The sequence below is a fragment of the Nonlabens xiamenensis genome, assembly GCF_003865345.1.
Classification (GTDB): domain Bacteria; phylum Bacteroidota; class Bacteroidia; order Flavobacteriales; family Flavobacteriaceae; genus Nonlabens; species Nonlabens xiamenensis.
Genome location: NZ_RMVE01000002.1, coordinates 505,539 through 528,786 on the forward strand (window position 1 = coordinate 505,539; position 23,248 = coordinate 528,786).

Below are 23,248 nucleotides of genomic sequence, written 5' to 3' on the forward strand. Positions count from 1 at the left end.
AAAAGTGTTGCGCTTTCGCGAAAGCGCAACACCCTATAACTCTAATGTGTGATCAATTACACCTTGATCTCTACTTCCACACCACTGGGAAGTTCCAACTTCATCAACGCATCGATAGTCTTGGATGAAGAACTGTAGATATCCAACAATCTCTTGTAGGAACTAAGTTCAAACTGCTCACGTGACTTCTTATTAACGTGCGGAGATCTCAAAACAGTAAAGATCTTTTTGTGTGTAGGCAATGGAATTGGACCCGTTACCACAGCACCTGTTGTTTTTACGGTTTTTACGATTTTTTCAGCAGACTTATCTACCAGATTATAATCGTACGACTTGAGTTTAATTCTGATTTTTTGACTCATCTCTTGAAAAAATTAGTTGTTACCTTTTGTTGCTGCGATCACTTCTTCACTAATATTAGAAGGAGTCTCAGCATAGTGTGAAAATTCCATGGTAGAAGTTGCACGCCCAGAGGAAAGTGTACGTAAAGTTGTTACGTATCCAAACATCTCAGAAAGTGGTACTTCAGCCTTGACGACTTTTGCACCGGCACGGTCACTCATATCGTTTACCTGACCACGACGACGGTTCAAGTCTCCTACGATATCTCCCATGTTTTCTTCTGGAGTAATAACTTCCAACTTCATGATAGGCTCAAGAATTACAGCACCAGCAGATTTAGCCGCAGCTTTGTAACCCAATTTTGCCGCAAGTTCAAAGGACAACTGGTCAGAATCTACAGGGTGGAAAGATCCATCCTTAAGTGTAACTCTCATGCTATCCATTTCAAATCCAGCCAAAGGTCCAGTCTTCATTGCCTCGCGGAATCCTTTTTCTACAGAAGGGATAAATTCTTTAGGAATGTTACCTCCCTTGATTTCATTCACAAACTGAAGTCCTTCTTCTATCTTACCATCTTCATTTTCATGAGCTGGTTCAAGGGTAAATACGATATCACCAAACTTACCACGTCCACCAGACTGCTTTTTATAAGTTTCACGGTGGTCAGCGCTTCTAGTGATAGCTTCTTTGTACTCTACTTGAGGAGCACCTTGACTAACCTCTACCTTGAATTCACGCTTCAAACGATCCACGATGATATCCAAGTGAAGCTCACCCATACCAGAAATGATCGTTTGACCAGAAGCCTCATCAGTTCTTACTTGGAAAGTAGGATCCTCTTCGGCCAATTTAGCCAATGCCATACCCAGTTTATCTACATCTGCTTTGGTCTTAGGTTCTACCGCGATACCGATTACAGGATCAGGGAAGTCCATAGATTCAAGAATGATAGGATGCTTCTCATCAGACATCGTATCACCAGTCTTGATATCTTTAAAACCTACGGCTGCTCCAATGTCTCCTGCCTCGATAAAATCAATGGCATTTTGCTTATTGGAGTGCATCTGGTAAATACGAGAGATACGCTCTTTCTTACCAGATCTGTTGTTCAATATATAAGAACCTGCGTCCAAACGTCCTGAGTAGGCGCGGAAAAATGCTAAACGACCTACAAATGGGTCCGTAGCAATCTTAAAAGCAAGTGCTGCAAACGGAGCGTCTACATCTGGCTTACGCAATTCTTTCTCTTGTGTGTCAGGATTAACTCCGACAATACCTTCCTTATCTGTTGGAGCAGGCAAATAGCGACATACAGCATCCAATAAGAATTGAACACCTTTGTTTTTAAATGCAGATCCACAAATCATAGGGATGATGGACATATCCATAACCGCGGCACGCAAAGCGGCGTGTACTTCCTCCTCGGTGATGGAGTCTTCATCTTCCATATATTTCTCCAAAAGATTCTCATCATAAGCAGCAACCTCCTCGATCAAAAGACCACGGTATTTGCGCGCTTCTTCCTTCAACTCCTCTGGAATGTCAATCACATCAAATGTAGCTCCCTGAGTCTCATCATGCCATACGATCGCACGGTTCTTAACAAGATCAACGATACCTTTGAAATCTGCTTCTTCACCGATGTTCAAAACGATCGGCACCGCATTGGACTTCAACATATCCTTCACTTGCTGACAAACAGCCAGGAAGTTAGCACCTTGACGGTCCATTTTGTTCACAAAACCAATACGTGGCACTTTATAGTTATCGGCAAGTCTCCAGTTGGTTTCGGACTGAGGCTCTACCCCATCCACCGCACTGAACAAGAATACCAATCCATCCAATACACGCAAGGAACGGTTTACCTCTACAGTAAAGTCAACGTGACCTGGAGTATCGATGATGTTAAAGTTATAATCTTTTGTTTCTGGTAATGGCTGGGCGTTTTCCATGGGAAACTTCCAAGTACAAGTAGTAGCCGCCGAAGTAATGGTAATCCCACGCTCCTGCTCCTGCTCCATCCAGTCCATGGTAGCCGCACCATCGTGAACCTCTCCAATCTTATGGCTTACACCTGTATAATAAAGGATACGTTCTGTCGTGGTGGTTTTCCCTGCGTCAATGTGCGCAGCAATACCTATGTTTCTAGTATATTTTAAATCTCTTTGTGCCATTTCTTAGAATCTAAAGTGTGAGAATGCCTTGTTTGCTTCAGCCATTTTGTGCGTATCCACCTTCTTCTTAACAGCAGCACCTTCTTCTTTGGCGGCAGCCAAAATTTCAGAAGCCAACTTAACCGAAAAGGATTTCTCGTTACGCTTGCGCGCATAGCTGATCAACCACTTCATAGCTGTAGAAATCTTTCTATCAGGTCTGATCTGCATCGGAATTTGGAAGGTCGCCCCACCTACACGACGGCTTCTCACCTCTACGTGTGGCATAACATTGGACAATGCATCTTTCCAGATTTCCAAAGCGGTTTTTTCTTCATCTTGATTTTTTTCTTCCACGATATCCATTGCATCATAGAATAGCTTGAACGCGGTAGATTTTTTACCGTGCAACATCATCATGTTGACAAAACGCGTTACCAGCTGGTCGTTAAAACGTGGATCCGGAAGGATAGGACGTTTCTTGGCCTGTCTTTTTCTCATTTCTTCTTGTTGAAATTGTTAAATAAAAAGACCAAACATCACTAATGTTGGTCCTTTATAAAATTGTTTACTTCTTAGGGCGCTTTGCTCCGTATTTGGATCGACGTTGTGTACGGTCTGCAACACCAGCTGTGTCCAGAGCTCCGCGTACAATGTGATACCTAACACCAGGCAAATCCTTTACCCTTCCACCTCTAACCAATACTATCGAGTGCTCTTGTAGATTGTGACCTTCTCCGGGAATGTAGGCGTTTACCTCCTTACCATTGGTAAGTCTCACACGCGCAACCTTTCTCATCGCTGAGTTAGGTTTCTTAGGCGTAGTGGTGTAAACACGAGTACAAACTCCACGACGTTGAGGACAGGAATCTAAAGCAGCCGATTTACTCTTCTTGGTTATTTTGGCTCTTCCTTTACGTACTAATTGTGAAATCGTTGGCATATTGTTTTACGCTAATAAATTAATCCCTATTTTTAGGGTGCGCAAAGGTATAATAAAAAACCAGTTATTCAAACCTCAGTTTCAAATATTTAGAATAACTTTTTTCAACCGACAAGAAACCTGGTCTTTTTGACGTTAACTTCCTGATTTCCCATCCTAATAAATGTATTGTTGAAATACTTATTTGTCCTTATTATATATATACTATTTGTACTACCGCTTTCTGCGCAGCAACTTTATCTTGAAATCAGCCAGCTAGACCCAATCACTACAGCTAGCGACTCCCTCACTAAAGTCGGTCCATTTATCAATTACGCGCAAATAAACAAAGCCTCTGATAGCCTGGTTAAAACCTACCAGCGCCGTGGTTATTTGAACTTATTGACGCAACCTATTCAAAAGAACAACGATAGTACATATCAACAATCATGGATCTTAGGCAAACGGACATCCCATGTTAAGCTCATCCTTGAAGGCCCAGAAGACTCCACCCGTTTAGCAGTGATTCCGCTTTCGCGAAAGCGAGAACAAACCATCCCCATCACATCCCTGGACAGCCTGTTGAACAAATCCACCAATGACCTGTATGCCGCTGGATACTCTTTTAATCAAATAAACCCGATACAAGTCGGCAGACTTGGTCAAGATACCCTTGAATTGACTTATCAATTGAAACTGAACCAGCAACGCCGGCTCAATCAAATTATCGTCAAAGGTTATGACAAATTCCCCAAGAAAGTTCTAGGTAAACAATTGAAGCAGAACAGTGTCTTTAACGATCGCACCATCCAACGGGTGAACAACGCAATTGCTTCTATGCCATTTGTAAACCAGACCAGAGAGCCTGGAATTTTATTTAAACAAGACAGTACCCAAATCTACTTGTATTTAGAAAAGAAAAACAACAATACGGTAGACGGGATGCTAGGCTTTAACAATGGTGAGAGTGACAAACTTGAATTGACCGGATACTTGGACCTCTTGTTGCAGAACAACCTGGACGCCGCCGAAACTTTACATTTGATTTATAGAAACGATACTGGCGAACAAAGTCTACTGGATGTTCAGGTAGAAGTACCTTACTTACTGGGATCCAACTTTGGGTTCAAAGGTGAGCTTAACTTGTTGCGTAGAGATAGTACTTATCAAAACACAAGAGTGAGTGCAGGTGCATTTTACAAACCTAATTGGGAGAGTTCGTTCGGTCTAGCTTATGAAAATAGGTTGTCTACAGCCACTGCTTCTATCGAGACTACCCCCACCGACGACATCAGTTCAAACGGGTTGGTAGCCAACTACTCCTTACTCAGGCAGAATCTTAATGATCTCTTGATGCCAGAAAAAACTGCGCTAACTGTTGAATTAGGAATACGCAGACGCCTTCTATTGGAAAAAAATGAAAATCAGCAGATCATCCACGCAACCTTTCGACGTTTATGGCATCTATCCCATAAGAGTTCAGTTTTTACCAGTGTAAACGCTAAGTGGCTCAACTCTGACAATATACAGTTCAACGAGCTTTATCAATTCGGCGGACTGGGCAGTATTAGAGGATTTGCGCAACATAGCTTTGATAGTTCCAAATACGGAACCCTGATGACAGAATTTCGCTACCGCTTGGGAGAACAGATTTACCTACATTCTATTATAGATTACGGTGTTTTTCAAAGCTTTTTCGATGAAAGACCGGTAAACATATACGGTTTTGGTGTAGGAATGGGAATTTTAACACAGGCTGGAATATTGAAATTAGGCATAGCCAATGGGCAATTTGACGATGCTAATGTGGACTTTTCCAGCACTATAGCACATTTAAACTTAAAAATAAGGTTTTAAATGTTAGCAAATCGTTAAGTAAGGCTTAAGTAAATGAGGAAATAGATGAATTAAAAGTTGTTTTATTAACTTCTTTTTTTGATTTTTGGCGCTGGCTAATTCAAATAAATCTAAACATGAAAACAAAAATCAATGGAATTTTGACGCTATTACTAGCGTTAGTTGTGCAAGTAGCTTTTGCACAGCAAACCGTTACCGGTACGGTAACTGATGCCGACGGGCCGCTTTTCGGAGCCACTGTTGTGGTGAAGGGAACTTCCACGGCAACAACAACAGATTTTGATGGAAATTATACCATTCAGGCTAGTCCAGAAGACGTATTGGTATTTTCTTTCTCCGGATATGATACTAAAGAGGCTGCGGTAGGAAATCAAACAGTGATCAATCAAAGCTTAAGCACTTCTTTAGAAACTATTGTAGTTGAAGGATATAGAACTGTTGCAAAGAAAAAATCTAACGTAGCATCAAATACCATAACTGCTGAGCAAATCGAGAACAGACCCAACGCATCCTTTATCCAAAGGATTCAAGGTCAAATTCCTGGTTTGAACATTCAGACGGCAACTGGTCAGCCTGGAGGAAACAGTTTAGTTCAACTTCGTGGACCCAGTTCTATCAACGGTAACACTGAACCTTTATTCTTAATTGACGGTGTACCAGTGGACGAAGACAACTTTCGTTCTTTGAACCCTAATGACATTGACACTTTCACTACTTTGAAAGATGCGGCGGCAACAGCTATTTTTGGTAACAGAGGAGCCAATGGTGTTATCGTAATTACCACCAAGAGTGGTAAATATAATTCTCCGCTTCAAATCAATTATTCAGGATCTACTGGTTTTGCAAGTATTCTAGATAATGATTATGATTTATATAGCGCTCAAGATTATTTGAGGTTAGAGCAACGTACTGGTAACGGATTGGGAGCAACCCTTACTGATGATCAAATCAACACCTTCACCGAAGGATCAGATTGGTCAGACGTTTTCTATAGAACAGGTGTTACCAATTCACATAACCTTTCTTTTTCACAAGGGGGTGAAAAAACCTCAAGTTTTACGTCTTTGAGTTACACTGAGCAGGATGGTACTTTGGTACAAAGTAAACTACAAAGGTTTACCCTTCGCTCTAATCTTCAAGGTAAAAGCGATAACGGAAAATTCAGATATAATACAAACCTAACCACGGGTTACTCTAAGAATGATACCCCTGGAAGTCTAGGTAGCGGATTGGTCTTTTTTAACTATGCGTTTGGTGCCTTCAATTCATTGCCTTATTTAGACGTATCCAATTATGACCCTCAAGCACTTACTGGAATTAACGCTTTCAACATTCAAGCGTCTCCATTTGTATTGTATGACAATTTATTCTTTACAGGACGTAGAGTTGACGAATTGAAGATCGTAGGTGGTGCTCAATTTGAGTATGATTTGACTAGTGATTTTACTTTAAAATACAACTTGGGAACAGATTACACGCAAACGGCTCTCTTAGATTACGAGGGTCCTGAATCAGCACTTTCCAGAGTAAGAGCAACCTTGGATGGTCGTACTACTCCTATCGATGGTAATCAGACAGAGAGTTATACAAGAGACTTTAGGTTTAACTCCAACTTGAGCCTTAACTACGCTAAATCTTTTGGTGCTGAGGATAAACATTCTGTTTCTGCGTCTGCCTACATAGAATATGTGAAAGCTCACTTTAAGTCTTTCAATTATTCAGTCGATGGTCTAAACCCTCGAACTTTTTCTCCAGGAGATGGCTCTTCATTTATTGGGGATAATGGAAACGAAGATATCTTTGTACCCACAATTGGTTCTGCCAAAAATGAATTAGGATTGTTGTCTTATTTTGCACAAGCAGATTATGACTTTGACAGTACCTACGGAATTGGAGCTACAATTAGACGTGATGCATCAAGTAGATTTACTGATGACAACAAATGGGGAACATTTTGGTCTGTTGCAGCTAGATGGAATATTGACCAGGAAGACTTTATGGATGGTTCTGTTTTCAACAACCTGAAATTGAGAGTGTCTTATGGTAGCACAGGAAACGACAGAATTCTTGGTGGTTACTACGGAGCCTTGTCCAATGTGAGAACACTTTTCGGTACAGGTCAGGGTTATGCAAACAACCAAACCTTCGTACTTGCCCAACTTGGTAACCCATCGCTAAAATGGGAAACCATTACCACAACTAACATTGGTGTAGAATTTGGTCTTTGGAATAGCCGATTAAGAGGTACGCTTGATGTTTACAATAGAGATACCACAGAGTTATTCTTCCAGCAGCAATTGTCAGCTATCGTTGGTGTAGGTACATCTAACCCTGCTAACGTAGGTGATCTTAGAAACCGAGGTATAGAACTTAGTGCTTCTTACGACATCCTTAAACCATTAGATTCTAAAGATTTCGGGCTTACGGTATTTGCTAATGTAGCATACAATGAAAATGAAATTACAAGAGTAAATGTTGAAGGAGGCCTATTGGATAACGGAAACACGGCTATCGCAGAAGGTAGAAGTTTGAACGAATATTATGTAATCCCTTTTGCAGGTGTTAATCCAGCAAATGGAGAGGCTTTATTTTTAGACATTGATGGTAACATCACTGAAGCTCCAACAAATGAGGATAGAAGGTTTACAGGAACTGATGCGACTCCAGACGCCCAAGGTGGTTTTGGTTTCAACTTGAGTTGGAATAACTTCTTCTTTGAAAATCAATGGAGTTTTATTACTGGTATTGACAGATTCGACTTTGACTACTCAGGCTATGTTGACCCTAATGACATTGGGGTGACACAATTGTCCACTGATCTTGAACGTGCTTGGACTGTCGATAACAGAGTGACAGACATCCCTTCCTTGACTGCGACAAACTTGAATGTTCCTAACAATGGAAGATTCTTGAAAGAGGCAGATTTCCTAAGACTTCGTTTCGTACAGTTAGGTTACAACCTACCAACAGACTTACTGGAAAAAATCAGCTTCAACAGCGGAAGAATTTATGTGAGTGCTGAAAACCTTGCTACTTTCTCTAAGTGGAGAGGTAATGATCCTGAGCGTCCTGACGGAGCTACACAATATGATTATCCAACACCGCAAATCTATAGTGTTGGTATTGATTTATCGTTTTAAAAAAAAAAGAAGACATGAAAAAAATAAAATTTATTGCATTAGGTGTTTTCGCACTCCTGGTTGGGTGTGAAGATGCTACGGACATTGTTCAACCTGGTGAGTTTCTAGAACCTGCAGCTTTCCAAAATGTTGATGATTTGCAAGCAGGTATTTTTGGGGTCTATTCCTCATTAGACAATTCTGCTGTCATTTCATTTACTTCAATCTTTACAGATGAAGTAAGTATTGGGCGAGCTAACGGTGGTCAGGGAGTTACTAACGATGCCGTTCACCTTTATAATTTGACTCCAAACACTGGAGCGATTTCTGGTATTTGGTATAACACCTATAGTTTCATAAATAGAGCCAACAGACTTCTTGCTGCAGCAGATGCGATCACTCCAGAAATGGGTGAAGAAGATGCTTACAATCAAGTAAGAGCAGAAGCTTTGGCGATGCGAGCGTTCGGACATGCTCAACTTATGACTTTTTATTCAGAAGATCTAACTGACCCAAGTAGTACTGGGATTGTCAATGTAGATTTTGTACCTGAATTGGGTGCTGTACTTCCTAGGAATACAGTAGGAGAAAACTTGACGTTTATATACGATGATCTCAACCAAGCTGAGAGTTTATTTCTAGGGTTGAATAGCCCAGTAATGAACCCTTCTCGTATCTTCATCAACGAAGACTTTGTACGAGCCCTTAGAGGAAGAGTGGCACTATACACAGAAAATTATCCAGTTGCAGAAGATATGGCTGACTTGTTACTAGCAGATTACTCTGTGAGTTCAAGAACTAATTTTCCAGCTGTATGGGCTGATCAGTCTACGGACGGAATTATCTTTAAGGCAGAACGTGTTGATGGAAATGGTGCGATTGGTGGTGTTTGGAACACCAATAACAGTACCGCTGGAGGAGCTCCTGTATATGAATTAAGTAGAGAGGTATTTAACACCCTGGATAACAATCCAAATGACGTAAGAAGAACTACATACGTAGATCCTACTTCTGTTATTAGTCCAACTTACATGACGGATGTTAATCCACGATTTACTGATATCCTTGTCATCGACAAATATCCTGGAGATCCCTCTTTGTCAAGTGTTCTTATCAACGATTTAAAAATCTTCCGTGCCGCCGAATTTAGATTTGTAAAAGCCGAAGCTAGAATCAATGATATGGATTTAACTGGTGCTGCAAATGAAATTAAAGCTATTCGTGATAACCGATATGGCAGCCCAGCTGCGCTACCAGTATATGCTAACGCTCAAGAGGCTTGGGCTGATGTTCTTGCTGAAAGAAGACTTGAATTGTACCTTGAAGGTCATAGATATATTGATGTTTCAAGATTAGCGAGTAAAGCCGGAGTGACTGGATACGACAGAGATGATACTGACTGTAGCATTGCAGGTTTAGCTAATTGCGATCTTTCGGTTACCGAAACTATCGCTCAGTATTGGCCTATCCCACAAAATGAAGTATCTGCAACTAATAACGTAGTAACTCAAAACGACGGTTACTAATAAATCCTATAATCATGAAAAATATATCAAAATTTTTGTTTGCTTTTCTTGCGATTGCCCTGATTGGGTGTGAGGAAGATTTAGTAATATATGACAACGTGAATGGACCCGCTTTGGTTGCATTCAGTAACTCATCCTTCGATCTAGAAATTGAGATCGATGCTACTGGTTCCGTAACGGTTCCTGTTAACGTGTCCACCATTTCTGATATGGATAGAACATTCAATATTGAAGTTTCTCAAGATCCAGAAGAGAATACCTTAGTTGATATGTCGGTGATGATACCTTCAACGGTAACGATACCAGCCAACTCTTATACTGGGGAAGTGGTGATTACCGGACAGGATGTTCCTGGTGTTGATACCGCAGTAGAGACGGTAGTTTTAAGAATCGAAGATGGTGCCGGGTTTTCTGTAGGTCAACCCACCACTATCAATGTGTTTCAGGTATGCCCTATCCCAGCAGATTATATGGTAGGCGATTATAGTTTATTTAATCTTAGTGGTGTTGTAGGACCTGGAAATGGAACGGAAAACTTTGAATCTGGAACAGTGACATTGAGTGTTGGATCATCTCCCTCTCAACGTGTTTTTTCAGCGGCTATCTATCCTGGATTTAGACCCACGGCAGTGAACAACACTATCAACCTGGTTTGTGGTAATCTCGTTTTGGGTCAAACTGGGCCATCACCTGCTCTAGGTTGTACAGCCACGCCTCTTTTATTTGGTCCTGCTACTAATCAGACGACCTATGACTTATCGGATGACACGAATATCATCGTGGCTTACAACGAGGATATCGATGGAAGTTGTGGTGGTCCATTTGCAAATCAAGCGATCTTATTACAGAAGCTCTAATCCATTTTAAGCAACTGTTGCAAAAGGCCGTTTCATAAGATTATGAAACGGCCTTTTTTTTACTTGTATTCTACAACCAGGATCTTAATGTAATAGATGAAAGAAATACATAATTTTGGTGAACAGATTAACATTGGTACATTTAACTTTAAACCTAGATTCAACTTAAATCATGCAAGAAACCACCTATATCTATGGGATCAGGGCCATAATTGAGGCCATTGAAAGCGATAAAGACATCTCAAAAATCTATCTACTCAAGGATGGGGATGGAGTGCTATTGAACCAATTAAAATCAGTAGCTCGAGAAAATAATATAAACGTGTCCTATGTGCCATCAGAAAAACTGGATCATCTCGCCAAAGGAAATCACCAAGGAGCGGTAGCCAGCATCTCTCCTGTAAAATTTCAAGACTTGGAGCAATTACTGGAAAATACCGACTTGAGCTCGCAACCATGTTTCCTTTTGCTTGATGGAGTGACAGATGTTAGAAACTTCGGTGCAATTATACGTACTGCAGAATGTACGGGTGTTCAAGGCATCGTGATAGCAGAAAAAGGAAGCGCACCCATCAACGGCGCAACTGTAAAGACCAGCGCAGGAGCTGTGTTTAATATTCCTATTTGTAAAGTTGCACATATCAAAGATGCTGTCTATTTAATGCAGGCCTATGGTATACAAACTGTAGGTGCAAGCGAGAAAGCTGATCAGTTGATTTACGATGTGGATCTCAAACAACCTACGGCCATTGTTATGGGAAGTGAAGAACGTGGTATCAACCCCTCTACCCTCAAAGTATTGGATCATACCATTAAACTACCTATGGCGGGTGAGATCGCCTCATTGAATGTGTCGGTAGCCTGTGGAGCCATTTTATATGAAGTGGTACGACAGAGGTTATAGCTCCCTATTCTTCTTCCTCTTTTGAGAGTTCAAAGAAATTACCATCCTCGTCAAATTGGCGCATAAAAGGATCATCTTGTGCATTGTAAGAATCCTCTTGCCAATGAAACCTCTTGGCGCTCGGAATCGCATGGGTTGTAACTACAGAGAGCAATAAACCTACCACTGCACCACTAAGATGTCCTTCCCACGAAATACCATCTTTGACTGGCAACACATACCAAACCATGCTTCCATAGAGAAAAACAACCACAAAACTCAAAGCCATTAATTTGTAGTGCCTCAACCAAACACCTTTAAAAAAAAGAAACGAGGTAAGCATGTATATCACCCCACTGGCCCCAATATGATAAGACGGTCGACCGATGCACCAGGTCAGCACTCCGGTTAGCAACAATCCCCAGAAAAGAATCCTTATAGATATAGGCCTGTAAAAATAGACCAAGGCGGATAATAGTATAAGCGACGGCAATGTGTTGCTCCACAGATGTTCCAAGTTACCGTGAATAAATGGTCCAAACAATATGCCTTTTAGACCATGCCATTCCAGCGGATAAATCCCTAATCTGGTCCATCTGAAATGAAATTGTATTTCAAGCCAGTAAACCAGCCACATCAAAATGACAAAACCAAAAGGGATCAACACATTTTTGGTGTCAAAACGGAAATATTCATTTTCGTCCATACCCCAAATTAACAATAAAGAAGCCAATTGTAATTAAGCTATTATGACATGACAGCTTGCCCTGAATACAATATTCACCTTATATGATTGTAGCAGGTGCCATAAAACTTTAATTTAGCAATATGCAACACACACCTCTGGCAGAACGTATCCGACCTAAGTCATTAGATGACTACCTCAGTCAAAGTCACTTGGTAGGCAAAGGCGGGTCATTGAGACAGCACATCCTAAACGGCACGATTCCGTCATTGATTCTCTGGGGACCTCCAGGAACAGGTAAGACCACTCTGGCGCAAATCATCGCTGAGGAAAGCAAGCGACCATTTTATACACTCAGCGCCATCAATAGTGGAGTCAAGGACATTAGGGAGGTGATCGACAAAGCCAAAAACTCTGGCGGTCTCTTTACTTCCAAAAATCCGATTCTATTTATAGATGAAATCCATAGGTTCAGTAAATCTCAGCAGGACTCACTGTTGGCCGCAGTCGAAAAAGGTTGGGTCACATTGATTGGTGCAACCACTGAAAACCCAAGTTTTGAGGTGATTCCAGCTCTTTTGTCGCGTTGTCAGGTATATGTGTTAGACGCTTTCGCGAAAGCGGATCTCGAAAAGCTATTGCAAAGAGCCTTAACTAAAGACGATCAACTTTCTAAAAAGGATATACAGATCAAAGAATCAGATGCTTTGATACGAATTAGCGGTGGTGACGCTAGAAAACTACTCAATGTATTTGAATTGGTGATCAATGCACAAAGTGATGCTCCGGTCGTAATTACGAATGAATTAGTGCTAAAACAAGTACAGGCCAATCCCGCCCGCTATGATAAAACGGGTGAGCAACACTACGATATCATTTCTGCCTTCATCAAGTCTATTAGGGGAAGCGACCCTAATGCCGCGGTATATTGGCTTGCACGGATGATAGAGGGAGGTGAAGACCTCAAATTTATCGCCCGTCGTATGCTGATACTGGCTAGTGAAGATATAGGAAATGCTAACCCCACAGCCCTGATCATGGCTAATAACACCTTTCAGGCGGTATCTACTATAGGTTATCCAGAATCCAGAATTATCTTAAGCCAGTGCGCCATCTATCTAGCCACATCCTTGAAAAGCAATGCCAGCTATCTGGCCATCGGCACTGCTCAACGATTGGTCAAAGAAACCGGAGATTTATCCGTACCGCTAGGACTGCGTAATGCTCCGACAAAACTAATGAAGGAATTGGGCTATGGAGAGGAATATAAATACGCGCACGATCATCCAGGCAACTTTGCCCATTATGATTTTATGCCTTCAGAAATCAGCGGAAAGGCTATCTACCAGCCCGGTGACAACCCAAGGGAAAATGCTCAACGCGAATTCCTCCAAAAACGCTGGAAAGATCACTACAATTACCGCAATAAGGATTGAATTTCTGACAATTCATGCACGTATACTTCCCCTTCTGGGATTTCCTGGTCAGTGGTATGGAACCAAATAGTAGGTATACCTACCGTCCTTGCTCCCAGTATATCTGCCTCATAACTGTCACCTATCATTAAGCTGTTTTCTGGTATAGCTCCCGACAATCGCAGGGCTTGGTGAAAAATTTCAGGTGAGGGCTTTTTTACCCCAGCAGCTTCCGCCGTAAGTACTACATCAAAATAATCTTTAAGTCCAGCCATTTTTATTTTGCGTTGTTGTACCCCATTAAATCCATTGGTAATCAGGTGAAGCTTATATTTCTGCTTTAGTTGTTCCAGCATGGCGATGCAACCGGCAAATAGATGATTGTTATTGGGCAAATACTCGATATATAGATCAGCAAAAAGATTGATCTTTTCAGGAGATACATGAAAACCACAAGCCTCAAAAGTTTGATGTAGACGTTGAAATCTCAGATCTTCCTTACTGATCTTATTTTCCCTGAACATTCTCCAAAACTGGAGATTTAAAGGTTGGTAGACCTCGATAAATTTCTCCAAGTTCAGATCTACATTATGCTCAGTAAAAATTTGCTGATAAGCTAACTTACTATTCAGATCAAAATCCCACAATGTATGGTCCAGGTCAAAGAATATATGCTCCACCTGTTCAAATCTATTCTTCATAAATATCCTGCAAAATAGTATAAATGTGGCTCTTGAGCCTTTTGTCAAACTGCCCATATTCAAACATTACAATAAATTGTCCAGAGACGTTGCGCACTTGACTTTTTAGTCGTTGCAACATATGGCTCTGACCATTGAGCATATGTCCTTCTATGCTCTTATAATGCAATGCATACGGGAATACCAGCAGCGGTGTTTGGACCTCATAGTCCAGGTCATAAAAATAAAATGGGTTGCAGGTACTGGCTCTAAAACCTGGAATAGTTTCATAACCCATACTGTAATCCTCAATCTTCTCCGTTTCCACTAAACGCTTATAGTGACCAGGCATAGCAATTTTAGAAAAGGCCGACATGGTTTTCTTTAAAGGTCGGTTGGCCAGATTCTCAAAGCGTTTTCCCTCACGTTCAATTTGTTTTTGACCCGCAAAGAAAGAATACCGCAAACCGATGTCCACATAATCTGCGATGTGTTTGATCCCTTCTCGGTACGATCTAATTCTATGCGATGTACCGTTATCTACGCGGTTGTAATTACCCAAATGAAAGAAAAAAAGCATGTCAAGCGTACTTCCCACTGGTTTTCGACTGCCTTTCCAGCTGTGCTTTAGCATCTGTATAAGATCATCATAATTCATATAAGGATCCTGACGTACGCGCATCAATACAGCTATTTGGGTCAATAATTTACTTAACCTGAACTTTTTGAGATTGTGCCAAAACATGGACAAATTCTCAATCACGCCGCGATTGCGGAATTTAAAAAAGCTACTCACTTCAACACAGACCGTTGTATGGGGTCGTTGATTGACCGTCAGGTCAACCTCAAAATAGGCAATGAGATCTAGTCTAAACGCCTTTACCCATAGGTCGACCAAGGGCAATTCAAGAAAACCAGCTTTGGCAGCCAGGCTCTCATTGGCATCATATCGACCCAGTTGATCATTGACCTGGGGAAGATATTCTTCATATCTGGTCAGTAGATAAAAGGAGGCTGAAAACAAATCAAAGGGCAGATGACTGGACTCTGGAGCTGGAAAAAATGCAGGTAATTCACCCCAAGAAATCATATCGGTGTCATGGTCATCGATACCATGCTCGTCCAGCAAACCATGGGCATAGACAAAGTATTCATCACCAACAGGTTTTTCCCCATAAGAAAACTTGATGCCAGAGTGTCCGACAAAGGCGCTCAAATCCGTTGTAAATGAGAATTCCTGCTTCATCAATCTTTTGAAAATATGTTTGAAGATATATTCCTTGCGGGCAGTTATGGTGGAGCAGTAGACTAATATCATGGCATCACATTGTTATCGGCAAAACTATAATAATCTTGTTGGGTAATGATTAAATGATCCAGCACGCGTATATCTAGTAAGCTTGCAGCAGCACATAATTTCTTGGTGAGTTGCTGATCCTGAGTGCTGGGCTTTAGATTACCACTGGGATGGTTGTGGGCCAAAATCATGGCTATGCTACCTGCTATTACCGCTTTTTGAAATACCATTCTTACATCCACCATAGTTCCCGTAAATCCACCAGCACTGATGCGATGCTTTTCTATCACCCGATGCGAATTGTCCAATAGCAACACCCAGAACTCCTCGTGGGGTAATTCACCCAATAGGGGCTGTAATAATTTAAAGGCAGCGTCGCTGGAGCTAATTTTGGGCAGTTCGGCTGGAAGCTCCATGGCCCGTCTTCTACCCAATTCCATGGCTGCTGCTATACTGATCGCCTTTGCCTCTCCTATTCCTTTATAGCTCATCAGGTCTTTGATAGATCTTTTCCCCAAAAGGTCAAGCGAATTCTGTGCATCGCTGACGATTTTCCGGCTCAGTTCTACAGCACTCATATCTGGCGTACCACTGCCGATGAGTATAGCGATTAACTCTGCCTCAGAGAGCACTTTGCTCCCTTGCTGCAGCAGTTTTTCCCTGGGTCGGTCATGAAGTGACCAGTCTTTAATGGATACACGCCTGGATGGAGTCATGAAGGAAAGATAGGGTATTGTGGAGCCTAGCATCAAATTTTCCCTCCTAAAATTCTTGAATTTCGCCTACCATGGCTTTGGATAGAGCTCTTCGATGATTTGGATGTACCGGCGTTTGGCCTCTTTTTTAGAAATTGACTGTACTTGAATTAAGGCATTCATTTTAAATGCGCTGCGTAAGTCATTGGATTCAAAACTGCGATTACTCACATAGGGTTCGTCGATGGCCCTTTTATAATACGCATAGAGATACAACTGAAGATCGGCCGGTACTTCCGACTGTTCTTCTGATGACGCTTTCGCGAAAGCGGCTTCAAAGGCCTTATCCAAATCAGAGGTTGACATTTAAAACTGGGCGAGGACGGTTTCTCCTCCTCTTACTTTTTGATTGAGCTTTACTGATACAGGCGTGTCTACTGGTAGGTAAACATCCACCCTACTCCCAAATTTAATAAATCCGCTATCTGCACCCTGAACCACAGACTCGTTTTCTTTGGCATAGTTAACGATGCGTTTGGCTAGAGCACCAGCAATTTGTCGGTACATTACCTGGGTTTTATTTTTGTGGTTAATTACCACGGTAGTGCGCTCATTGTCCTCACTGGCTTTTGGGTGCCAAGCCACAAGATATTTTCCAGGGTGGTACTTGCTATAGGCCACCTCACCTGAGATCGGGTATCTGGTCACATGTACATTTATTGGTGACATGAACACTGAAATCATGAGGCGTTCCCCCTTAAAATACTCCTTATCGTGAACCTTTTCAATGACTACCACCTTACCATCTACAGGAGATACCACCGTAGCATCATCCAAGACGATATTTCTTTTAGGGTTTCTGAAAAACTGCAATATGATGAACAGAAAACCAATAATCAGAACACTCAAGGTGATCTGCAGCCATTGGGGCACAGCCAGTAACCAGATGGCACACATCACAGTGGTGACCAAAATAAATGAAATAAGTATGATCTTGTTTCCTTCCTTATGAAACATGGTTAATGATTAAAAAGGTTAAATAGGCAAATGGTGCTGCAAAGATAATGCTATCCATTCTATCAAAGATTCCGCCGTGTCCAGGCATGATACTACCACTATCCTTTACTGCAGCTTGTCGCTTGATCTTTGATTGTATCAAATCACCAATAGTTCCAAAAAGGGCCACCACAAAAGCAATAATCATCCAATCATAAATAGAATAGCCTTCAACTTCAATCGACTTTAAATAGTAAAAAAGTCCAGCCCCTGCGACAATTGCCATTACAAGCCCTCCTAAAAAGCCTTCAATGGTTTTTTTAGGAGAAATTCTTTTCATGAGTTTGTGTTTACCAAACGTCCTTCCAGTCAAATAGGCAAAGCTATCGTTGACCCAGATGATGGCGAAAATCCCGATGAGCAGTTGTGGCTGGTAATCAGTAATGTAGTTACCATTCCTGGCTACATCAGGGATCAAAGCGAGAAACAGGCTGCTACCAATCAAATAAAGTAAAGCAATCACGTGCTTTTTGGTATTAAAGAGCGCGATGCGATCGACCAGGACCAAATCCCTAATCAAATAAAGGTTGACTAAAATGGTTGCGCCTAATAACACATAAACGTAGATCATGGGAACCGTTTGCCAAACTATGAAATAATAGGCCAAAGGAAGTATGGGATAGATCAACCATTGCTTCAGCCTAATCATAGGCATGAGTTCAATCAGGCAAAAGAACGCAAAAACACAAAAAAGCAGAATAAAAACATCTCTATGAAACGCACTGAGTACGACAAGAGACACATAAACGATTCCCGAAATGGATCGTACCAGCAGTTCCCTCATACTAAAGATCTTCTAATAAAAGTAGATACAGGCGCTTATTGGGCGTGCCGTAACTCATCAGGTCTTTCTCCTGCTGATCTGCCTGTTCCTTAAAATTCTTCAGTGTGGTGATGTTGGATGGTATATGGGTATGACTATGATGCTTAATCCCTCTCAATCCTTCACCGATAGACTCTACTATCTGGCTGGTACTCGCCAAAATGACATAGGTACCTGGAAGGTCGGCTGATTTAGTTTCTTTGATCTGTCGAGAAGAAAACAGTATCGCTCCAGTGTTGGCAATAACGTATTCACAGGTACCCAGAAAAAAAGCACTGTCTTTATTATTTTGATTGAACTGAAGATTAAAATCACCGAATCGCTCCTTCAGTCCATCGTCAAAACAAAAAACGGGTTTTTCAAAAAAATCGTGCTCCACTAAGATATCCTCAAAGTGTTGCTGGATCTCGGATTCATCGATCGCATATAGAAACCGACCACCCTGCTGGGTAAAATTATGTATGAACATTTCATCCAAAGGCAGTTTTTGTTCGGGCATGTATTTGGAGCGCTCTTCGTTAGAACGAATGCTCTCGTCATCCTCGGCCGACTTATTAAACAGCTTCTTGAAAATATTCATTGTTGGGAACAACGGTTTTAATGGATCAACGTAAATATAGGTACTTCTCGAGTGGTTGGCAAACTATTCTTCTTCATCAGTAGTAGAGATGCCATTTAGGTCGCTCCTCACCGATGATTTGAGGGCAACTGCCTGCTCTTTGACAAAGGGTCGCTCACCAAAAATCTTTTCTAGATCATCTTTGAAAATCACCTCTTTTTCCAACAAAATATCAGCCAGCTGTACCAATTTATCCTTATTCTCTTCTAGAATTTTAATGGCGCGCTGATACTGTTCTTCGATCACCTTTGAGATCTCCTTATCGATAATAACCGCAGTTTCCTCACTGTAAGGTTTAGTCATCGAATATTCCTGCTGTCCACTGGAATCGTAATAAGTTACGTTACCAACTTTATCATTTAATCCGTAGATGGTGACCATAGCCCGAGCCTGTTTGGTCACTTTTTCCAGGTCACTCAATGCACCGGTAGAGATATTGTCAAAAATCACTTTTTCGGCAGCCCTTCCTCCCATAGTAGCACACATTTCATCCAACATCTGCTCCGGACGTACAATCTGGCGCTCTTCAGGAAGGTACCAAGCAGCGCCCAGGGACTGTCCTCTAGGCACGATGGTCACTTTAACCAGTGGAGCGGCATGTTCAGTCATCCAGCTCACCGTAGCATGCCCTGCCTCATGATAGGCAATGGTCTTTTTTTCTGACGGCGTAATCAACTTATTTTTCTTTTCAAGTCCGCCGACAATACGGTCAACAGCATCCAAGAAATCCTGTCGATCTACTGCTTTCTTACCCTTCCTAGCAGCAATCAGAGCGGCCTCATTACAGACATTGGCAATATCTGCTCCAGAAAAACCAGGTGTTTGCTTGGCCAAAAAGGATACATCTAACTCATCATCCACCTTTTTTAAAGGTCTTAGGTGCACCTCAAAAATTTGTTCGCGCTCTCTTACATCTGGTAAATCCACATAAATCTGACGATCAAACCTTCCAGCACGCATCAAGGCCTTATCTAAAATATCGGCACGGTTAGTAGCAGCAAGTACGATAACATTGGTATTGGTCCCAAAACCGTCCATTTCGGTTAACAGCTGGTTCAACGTATTTTCTCGCTCATCATTGGATCCGGACATGTTGGATTTACCTCTGGCACGTCCGATGGCATCAATCTCGTCTATAAAAATGATAGACGGTGACTTTTCTTTGGCCTGTTTGAACAAATCCCTCACACGACTGGCTCCTACCCCAACAAACATCTCGACAAAATCAGAACCACTGAGTGAGAAGAAAGGCACTTTGGCCTCACCGGCCACAGCTTTGGCTAATAAAGTTTTACCTGTACCAGGCGAACCTACTAATAGGGCTCCCTTGGGTATTTTTCCTCCCAAGGATGTATACTTTTCCGGATTTTTTAAAAAATCAACAATTTCTTGTACCTCTTCTTTAGCTCCTTCCAAACCTGCGACATCCTTAAATGTGGTTTTAACATCCGTCTTTTGATCAAAGAGTTTGGCTTTAGACTTTCCGATGTTAAATATCTGGCCACCGGCGCCACCACCGGCGCCGCCGCTCATACGACGCATCAAGAAAATCCAAAGGGCAATGATAAAGATGAAGGGCAGGAAGCTGATAATCATATCCATGAAGTCTTCCTCAGCCAAATCATAGTTCAGCTTCGTCTTGGGACTGTCCTCCCGAATGGTTTGTTTTAATTGGGTTTCAAAGGTTTCACCATCACCGTATTCTACTGTATAATTGGGCAACCTCACATTGCTAAAACTAGAGGTGTTCTTGGCTTTTTTATGGGTATCGGTCTGCAGGGCTTCTTTGGTAAGAAACACCTTCGTAATCCGCTGATTGCTCACTACCGACAAACTGTCTACATCACCGTTTTCCAAGTATTCGAAGAAAGTATTGTAGTCAATCTTCTTGACCTGATTGTAGGAGCTGGAAAAAAAGTTATATCCAATAAATAGGAGTGTAATCGGTACAACGATCCACCAAATATTGATTTTCGGCTTTCCGGAGCCACCCGTTAGGTTAGGACGTTTTTTATCCTGACCTGGAGTTTTATTTGAATTTTCTGACATGCTTGTTTTGCTATATTAGTAAGTACTCTCGATGACCGTTGTTTTGGCATCACCCCAAAGACCTTCTAGGTCGTAATATTCTCTGATGTGTTTTTGAAAAACGTGTACCACGACGTTGACATAATCCATCAACACCCACTCTGCCTGATCAGTACCTTCTACGTGCCAGGCATTTTCCTTGAGTTCCTTACTTACTTTTCTTTGAACAGAATTTACGATCGCGTTGACCTGGGTATTGGAGGAACCATTGCAAATAATAAAATAGCTCGTCACCGTATTCTCGATCTCCCTCAGGTCCAGTATAGTAATATCATTCCCCTTAACATCCTCGATACCTGCAACGATTTGCGTGATGAGGGCGTCGGTGGAAACTTTGTCTTTAGTCATTAAAAATTTTTTGTATCCACAAATTTATTCTTTTTTTGAACTCGGCTTTATTAAATAAGCCATAAACTGCGGAATCCTATTATATTTTGGATATAGTCAAATTACATGCCACCGGATCAACCAACGAAGCCTTGCGGTCACGCTTTCGCGAAAGCGAGCTCCCCCACTTCACTTGTTTATATGCTCTTGCGCAATCTGAAGGCAAAGGACAACAGCAAGCACAGTGGGAGTCTGAACCTTATAAAAACCTTACTTTCAGCATTTTAATAACTGAAACTAAAGATTATTCTCATCCTTTTGAACTGAATCAGATTGTTGCCGTGAGCCTGGCCGAGTGGCTGGAATCCCGGCTTAAAATTCAAGCAAGGATTAAATGGCCCAACGACATCCTGTCAGTCAGACATAAACTGGCTGGAATTTTAGTTGAGAATTTCTTCAGCGGCCTGAATCATACTCATTCTATCGTTGGCATCGGATTAAACGTTAACCAAACCCATTTCCAATATGCGCCCAAAGCCATATCTCTATCTTTATTGACAGGAAATAGTTTTGTCCTGGAGGAACTTTTGATATCTTTTCTGGAACACCTAAAACGTAACCTTGAGCGCCCAAAAGAGGTCAAAAACCTTTATCATCAATACATGTTCAAATACTTACAATTCACCCAGTTTGAGGATGCTGATGGTGGTTTTGAGGCCAAGGTCTTAGGTACAGACGAACAAGGTCAACTTTTATTGGAACGAGAGGGAAAAATACAAAGGTATGACTTGAAGTCCTTGCGATGGTTGTATTAGAGCTTCTCCAAACCGGAAGCAAGTTGTTCCAAAAACTTTTTGATTGGTCCTTTGATCATCATGGCCATCATGGCGTTAAAATCTCCATCAAAAATAAGTTGTGCCTCAGACCCTTCTCCTGCTTCTATGATATTACAAGTAAGAGTGAATGCCAGTTTGTCACTGGTGGAACCCAACACTACTTGTGAATATGGATTTTTCTCTTTGATACCTAATGCGATTTCAGGCATACCTTTAAGTCCGAAAAGGAACTTATCCTCTCCTTGAAGCTCAAACTTGGTATCTTCTGGCATTAATTTTTTAAAATTTTCTACCTGGGTTAGGAATTCATAGAGTTCCTGTGGGTTCTTTTGCGTCTTTACGACACGACTTTCTAGATTCATTTTCAATTTTTATGCATTCCACTCGCTGGGATCTCTTCTCCAGCTTCTCAACAGCTCGATCTCGGCCTCACTAAAGTGACCCGCTTGCACTGCCTGCTCAATCAGGTGGTCATAATCACTAAGGGTGGTCAGCTCCAGATCGTACTGCTTGAAATTCTCTACAGCAAAATCGAAGCCATAAGAAAAAAGCGCCATCATTCCCTTCACTTCGGCACCTGCTTTCTTGAGGGCGTCGACTGCGTTGAGACTACTTTTTCCTGTACTGATTAAATCTTCCACTACTACTACCTTCTGACCTTTATCGAGTCGGCCCTCGATCTGATTTTGCCGACCGTGTTTTTTGGGTTCGGGTCGTACATAAATAAAAGGCAGATTCATATAGTCAGCAACGAGCATACCAATACCAATGGCACCGGTCGCTACTCCCGCAATTACATCAGGCTTTCCGTACCTGTCCTCAATTAAATGGGATAGATGCTCTCTCAAGAAATTGCGGATAGTGGGATAGGACAATGTGATCCTATTATCACAATAAATGGGTGACTTCCATCCGCTCGCCCAAGTAAAGGGTTCTTGTGGTTGCAGTTTTATTGCTTTAATTTGCAGCAATAATTCAGCAGTCTTAATTGCTATAGCCTTATCTCTTACCATGGGACAAATGTATAAAGTTTTTGTTAAAGAAGTTGCCATAATCGTTACCTCTAAC

General features: G+C 41.6%; 23 protein-coding genes. 7 read left to right on the forward strand and 16 right to left on the reverse strand.

Features of this window, described 5'->3' with window-relative positions; genetic code table 11:
- Positions 1–56: 56 nt before the first annotated feature.
- The 4 genes from rpsJ to rpsL form a co-directional block, all read right to left on the reverse strand.
- The gene (gene rpsJ, locus EGM47_RS07265; protein WP_084061557.1) at positions 57–362 is read right to left on the reverse strand and encodes a 30S ribosomal protein S10; all 306 of its coding nucleotides are present in this window, start codon (positions 360–362) and stop codon (positions 57–59) included.
- Between the two features lie 12 nt (positions 363–374).
- Positions 375–2,516, reverse strand: a complete 2,142-nt coding sequence (gene fusA / locus EGM47_RS07270; RefSeq protein WP_124980110.1) for an elongation factor G — start codon at positions 2,514–2,516, stop codon at positions 375–377.
- Positions 2,517–2,519: 3 nt separating this feature from the next.
- Positions 2,520–2,996 (reverse strand): 30S ribosomal protein S7, encoded by a 477-nt coding sequence (gene rpsG / locus EGM47_RS07275; protein WP_124980111.1) that lies wholly within the window; start codon positions 2,994–2,996, stop codon positions 2,520–2,522.
- A 67-nt stretch (positions 2,997–3,063) separates the two neighbouring features.
- A complete protein-coding gene (rpsL, locus tag EGM47_RS07280; protein ID WP_015361172.1) occupies positions 3,064–3,438 on the reverse strand; it encodes a 30S ribosomal protein S12 in 375 nt (124 codons plus the stop codon).
- Between the two features lie 171 nt (positions 3,439–3,609).
- Here rpsL and EGM47_RS07285 point away from each other — a divergent pair, with 171 nt between their 5' ends.
- The 5 genes from EGM47_RS07285 to rlmB all read left to right on the forward strand — a co-directional run bounded on the left by EGM47_RS07285 (position 3,610) and on the right by rlmB (position 11,680).
- The gene (locus EGM47_RS07285; RefSeq protein WP_124980112.1) at positions 3,610–5,274 is read left to right on the forward strand and encodes a BamA/TamA family outer membrane protein; all 1,665 of its coding nucleotides are present in this window, start codon (positions 3,610–3,612) and stop codon (positions 5,272–5,274) included.
- 116 nt (positions 5,275–5,390) lie between these two features.
- Positions 5,391–8,414, forward strand: coding sequence for a SusC/RagA family TonB-linked outer membrane protein (locus tag EGM47_RS07290; RefSeq protein ID WP_124980113.1), 3,024 nt, complete (start codon positions 5,391–5,393; stop codon positions 8,412–8,414).
- Positions 8,415–8,428: 14 nt separating this feature from the next.
- A complete protein-coding gene (locus EGM47_RS07295; protein ID WP_124980114.1) occupies positions 8,429–9,919 on the forward strand; it encodes a RagB/SusD family nutrient uptake outer membrane protein in 1,491 nt (496 codons plus the stop codon).
- 14 nt (positions 9,920–9,933) lie between these two features.
- A complete protein-coding gene (locus EGM47_RS07300) occupies positions 9,934–10,776 on the forward strand; it encodes a hypothetical protein (RefSeq protein ID WP_124980115.1) in 843 nt (280 codons plus the stop codon).
- Positions 10,777–10,948: 172 nt separating this feature from the next.
- Entirely contained in the window at positions 10,949–11,680 is a 732-nt protein-coding gene (gene rlmB, locus EGM47_RS07305) for a 23S rRNA (guanosine(2251)-2'-O)-methyltransferase RlmB (protein WP_124980116.1), read from the forward strand.
- Positions 11,681–11,684: 4 nt separating this feature from the next.
- On the opposite strand, the gene EGM47_RS07310 is transcribed toward rlmB, so the two are convergent.
- Positions 11,685–12,365 (reverse strand): rhomboid family intramembrane serine protease, encoded by a 681-nt coding sequence (locus EGM47_RS07310; protein WP_124980117.1) that lies wholly within the window; start codon positions 12,363–12,365, stop codon positions 11,685–11,687.
- 122 nt (positions 12,366–12,487) lie between these two features.
- On the opposite strand from EGM47_RS07310, the gene EGM47_RS07315 reads away from it, so the two are divergent.
- Entirely contained in the window at positions 12,488–13,780 is a 1,293-nt protein-coding gene (locus EGM47_RS07315) for a replication-associated recombination protein A (RefSeq protein ID WP_124980118.1), read from the forward strand.
- Here the strand turns inward: EGM47_RS07315 and EGM47_RS07320 are convergent.
- The 9 genes from EGM47_RS07320 to rsfS form a co-directional block, all read right to left on the reverse strand.
- Positions 13,762–14,460: a YjjG family noncanonical pyrimidine nucleotidase gene (locus EGM47_RS07320; RefSeq protein WP_124980119.1), complete on the reverse strand. Its 699-nt coding sequence runs from the start codon at positions 14,458–14,460 to the stop codon at positions 13,762–13,764. The genes EGM47_RS07315 and EGM47_RS07320 overlap by 19 nt on opposite strands.
- Positions 14,450–15,757, reverse strand: coding sequence for a DUF7033 domain-containing protein (locus tag EGM47_RS07325; protein WP_240642329.1), 1,308 nt, complete (start codon positions 15,755–15,757; stop codon positions 14,450–14,452). The genes EGM47_RS07320 and EGM47_RS07325 overlap by 11 nt, the downstream gene beginning before the upstream one ends.
- Positions 15,754–16,452: a RadC family protein gene (gene radC / locus EGM47_RS07330; protein WP_124980120.1), complete on the reverse strand. Its 699-nt coding sequence runs from the start codon at positions 16,450–16,452 to the stop codon at positions 15,754–15,756. The genes EGM47_RS07325 and radC overlap by 4 nt, the downstream gene beginning before the upstream one ends.
- Before the next feature lie 66 nt (positions 16,453–16,518).
- Positions 16,519–16,797 (reverse strand): acyl-CoA-binding protein, encoded by a 279-nt coding sequence (locus EGM47_RS07335; RefSeq protein ID WP_124980121.1) that lies wholly within the window; start codon positions 16,795–16,797, stop codon positions 16,519–16,521.
- Positions 16,798–17,448 (reverse strand): phosphatidylserine decarboxylase family protein, encoded by a 651-nt coding sequence (locus EGM47_RS07340; protein WP_124980122.1) that lies wholly within the window; start codon positions 17,446–17,448, stop codon positions 16,798–16,800. It lies immediately after the preceding gene.
- Complete coding sequence (locus tag EGM47_RS07345) at positions 17,438–18,271, reverse strand: phosphatidate cytidylyltransferase (protein WP_124980123.1); 834 nt, start codon at positions 18,269–18,271, stop codon at positions 17,438–17,440. The genes EGM47_RS07340 and EGM47_RS07345 overlap by 11 nt, the downstream gene beginning before the upstream one ends.
- A 1-nt stretch (position 18,272) precedes the next feature.
- Positions 18,273–18,890, reverse strand: coding sequence for an LUD domain-containing protein (locus EGM47_RS07350; protein WP_124980124.1), 618 nt, complete (start codon positions 18,888–18,890; stop codon positions 18,273–18,275).
- A 63-nt stretch (positions 18,891–18,953) separates the two neighbouring features.
- Entirely contained in the window at positions 18,954–20,978 is a 2,025-nt protein-coding gene (gene ftsH / locus EGM47_RS07355) for an ATP-dependent zinc metalloprotease FtsH (protein WP_124980125.1), read from the reverse strand.
- A gap of 15 nt (positions 20,979–20,993) precedes the next feature.
- Positions 20,994–21,365 carry a ribosome silencing factor gene (gene rsfS, locus EGM47_RS07360; RefSeq protein WP_124980126.1) on the reverse strand — a complete coding sequence of 124 codons (372 nt, stop codon included), beginning with the start codon at positions 21,363–21,365 and terminating at the stop codon, positions 20,994–20,996.
- Positions 21,366–21,451: 86 nt separating this feature from the next.
- Here rsfS and EGM47_RS07365 point away from each other — a divergent pair, with 86 nt between their 5' ends.
- Positions 21,452–22,159 carry a biotin--[acetyl-CoA-carboxylase] ligase gene (locus EGM47_RS07365; protein WP_124980127.1) on the forward strand — a complete coding sequence of 236 codons (708 nt, stop codon included), beginning with the start codon at positions 21,452–21,454 and terminating at the stop codon, positions 22,157–22,159.
- Here the strand turns inward: EGM47_RS07365 and EGM47_RS07370 are convergent.
- Positions 22,156–22,542, reverse strand: coding sequence for an SRPBCC family protein (locus EGM47_RS07370; protein ID WP_124980128.1), 387 nt, complete (start codon positions 22,540–22,542; stop codon positions 22,156–22,158). The two genes, EGM47_RS07365 and EGM47_RS07370, sit on opposite strands and share 4 nt — an antisense overlap.
- A gap of 9 nt (positions 22,543–22,551) precedes the next feature.
- Entirely contained in the window at positions 22,552–23,193 is a 642-nt protein-coding gene (gene pyrE / locus EGM47_RS07375) for an orotate phosphoribosyltransferase (RefSeq protein ID WP_124980129.1), read from the reverse strand.
- Between the last annotated feature and the right edge of the window lie 55 nt (positions 23,194–23,248).

Excerpts from the sequence above, each read along its gene's own strand:
- rpsJ (WP_084061557.1), bottom strand. The coding sequence starts at position 362 with ATGAGTCAAAAAATCAGAATTAAACTCAAGTCGTACGATTATAATCTG.
- fusA (WP_124980110.1), bottom strand. The coding sequence starts at position 2,516 with ATGGCACAAAGAGATTTAAAATATACTAGAAACATAGGTATTGCTGCG.
- rpsG (WP_124980111.1), bottom strand. The coding sequence starts at position 2,996 with ATGAGAAAAAGACAGGCCAAGAAACGTCCTATCCTTCCGGATCCACGT.
- rpsL (WP_015361172.1), bottom strand. The coding sequence starts at position 3,438 with ATGCCAACGATTTCACAATTAGTACGTAAAGGAAGAGCCAAAATAACC.
- EGM47_RS07290 (WP_124980113.1), top strand. The coding sequence starts at position 5,391 with ATGAAAACAAAAATCAATGGAATTTTGACGCTATTACTAGCGTTAGTT.
- EGM47_RS07295 (WP_124980114.1), top strand. The coding sequence starts at position 8,429 with ATGAAAAAAATAAAATTTATTGCATTAGGTGTTTTCGCACTCCTGGTT.
- EGM47_RS07300 (WP_124980115.1), top strand. The coding sequence starts at position 9,934 with ATGAAAAATATATCAAAATTTTTGTTTGCTTTTCTTGCGATTGCCCTG.
- rlmB (WP_124980116.1), top strand. The coding sequence starts at position 10,949 with ATGCAAGAAACCACCTATATCTATGGGATCAGGGCCATAATTGAGGCC.
- EGM47_RS07310 (WP_124980117.1), bottom strand. The coding sequence starts at position 12,365 with ATGGACGAAAATGAATATTTCCGTTTTGACACCAAAAATGTGTTGATC.
- EGM47_RS07315 (WP_124980118.1), top strand. The coding sequence starts at position 12,488 with ATGCAACACACACCTCTGGCAGAACGTATCCGACCTAAGTCATTAGAT.
- EGM47_RS07320 (WP_124980119.1), bottom strand. The coding sequence starts at position 14,460 with ATGAAGAATAGATTTGAACAGGTGGAGCATATATTCTTTGACCTGGAC.
- EGM47_RS07325 (WP_240642329.1), bottom strand. The coding sequence starts at position 15,757 with ATGATATTAGTCTACTGCTCCACCATAACTGCCCGCAAGGAATATATC.
- radC (WP_124980120.1), bottom strand. The coding sequence starts at position 16,452 with ATGACTCCATCCAGGCGTGTATCCATTAAAGACTGGTCACTTCATGAC.
- EGM47_RS07335 (WP_124980121.1), bottom strand. The coding sequence starts at position 16,797 with ATGTCAACCTCTGATTTGGATAAGGCCTTTGAAGCCGCTTTCGCGAAA.
- EGM47_RS07340 (WP_124980122.1), bottom strand. The coding sequence starts at position 17,448 with ATGTTTCATAAGGAAGGAAACAAGATCATACTTATTTCATTTATTTTG.
- EGM47_RS07345 (WP_124980123.1), bottom strand. The coding sequence starts at position 18,271 with ATGAGGGAACTGCTGGTACGATCCATTTCGGGAATCGTTTATGTGTCT.
- EGM47_RS07350 (WP_124980124.1), bottom strand. The coding sequence starts at position 18,890 with ATGAATATTTTCAAGAAGCTGTTTAATAAGTCGGCCGAGGATGACGAG.
- ftsH (WP_124980125.1), bottom strand. The coding sequence starts at position 20,978 with ATGTCAGAAAATTCAAATAAAACTCCAGGTCAGGATAAAAAACGTCCT.
- rsfS (WP_124980126.1), bottom strand. The coding sequence starts at position 21,365 with ATGACTAAAGACAAAGTTTCCACCGACGCCCTCATCACGCAAATCGTT.
- EGM47_RS07370 (WP_124980128.1), bottom strand. The coding sequence starts at position 22,542 with ATGAATCTAGAAAGTCGTGTCGTAAAGACGCAAAAGAACCCACAGGAA.
- pyrE (WP_124980129.1), bottom strand. The coding sequence starts at position 23,193 with ATGGTAAGAGATAAGGCTATAGCAATTAAGACTGCTGAATTATTGCTG.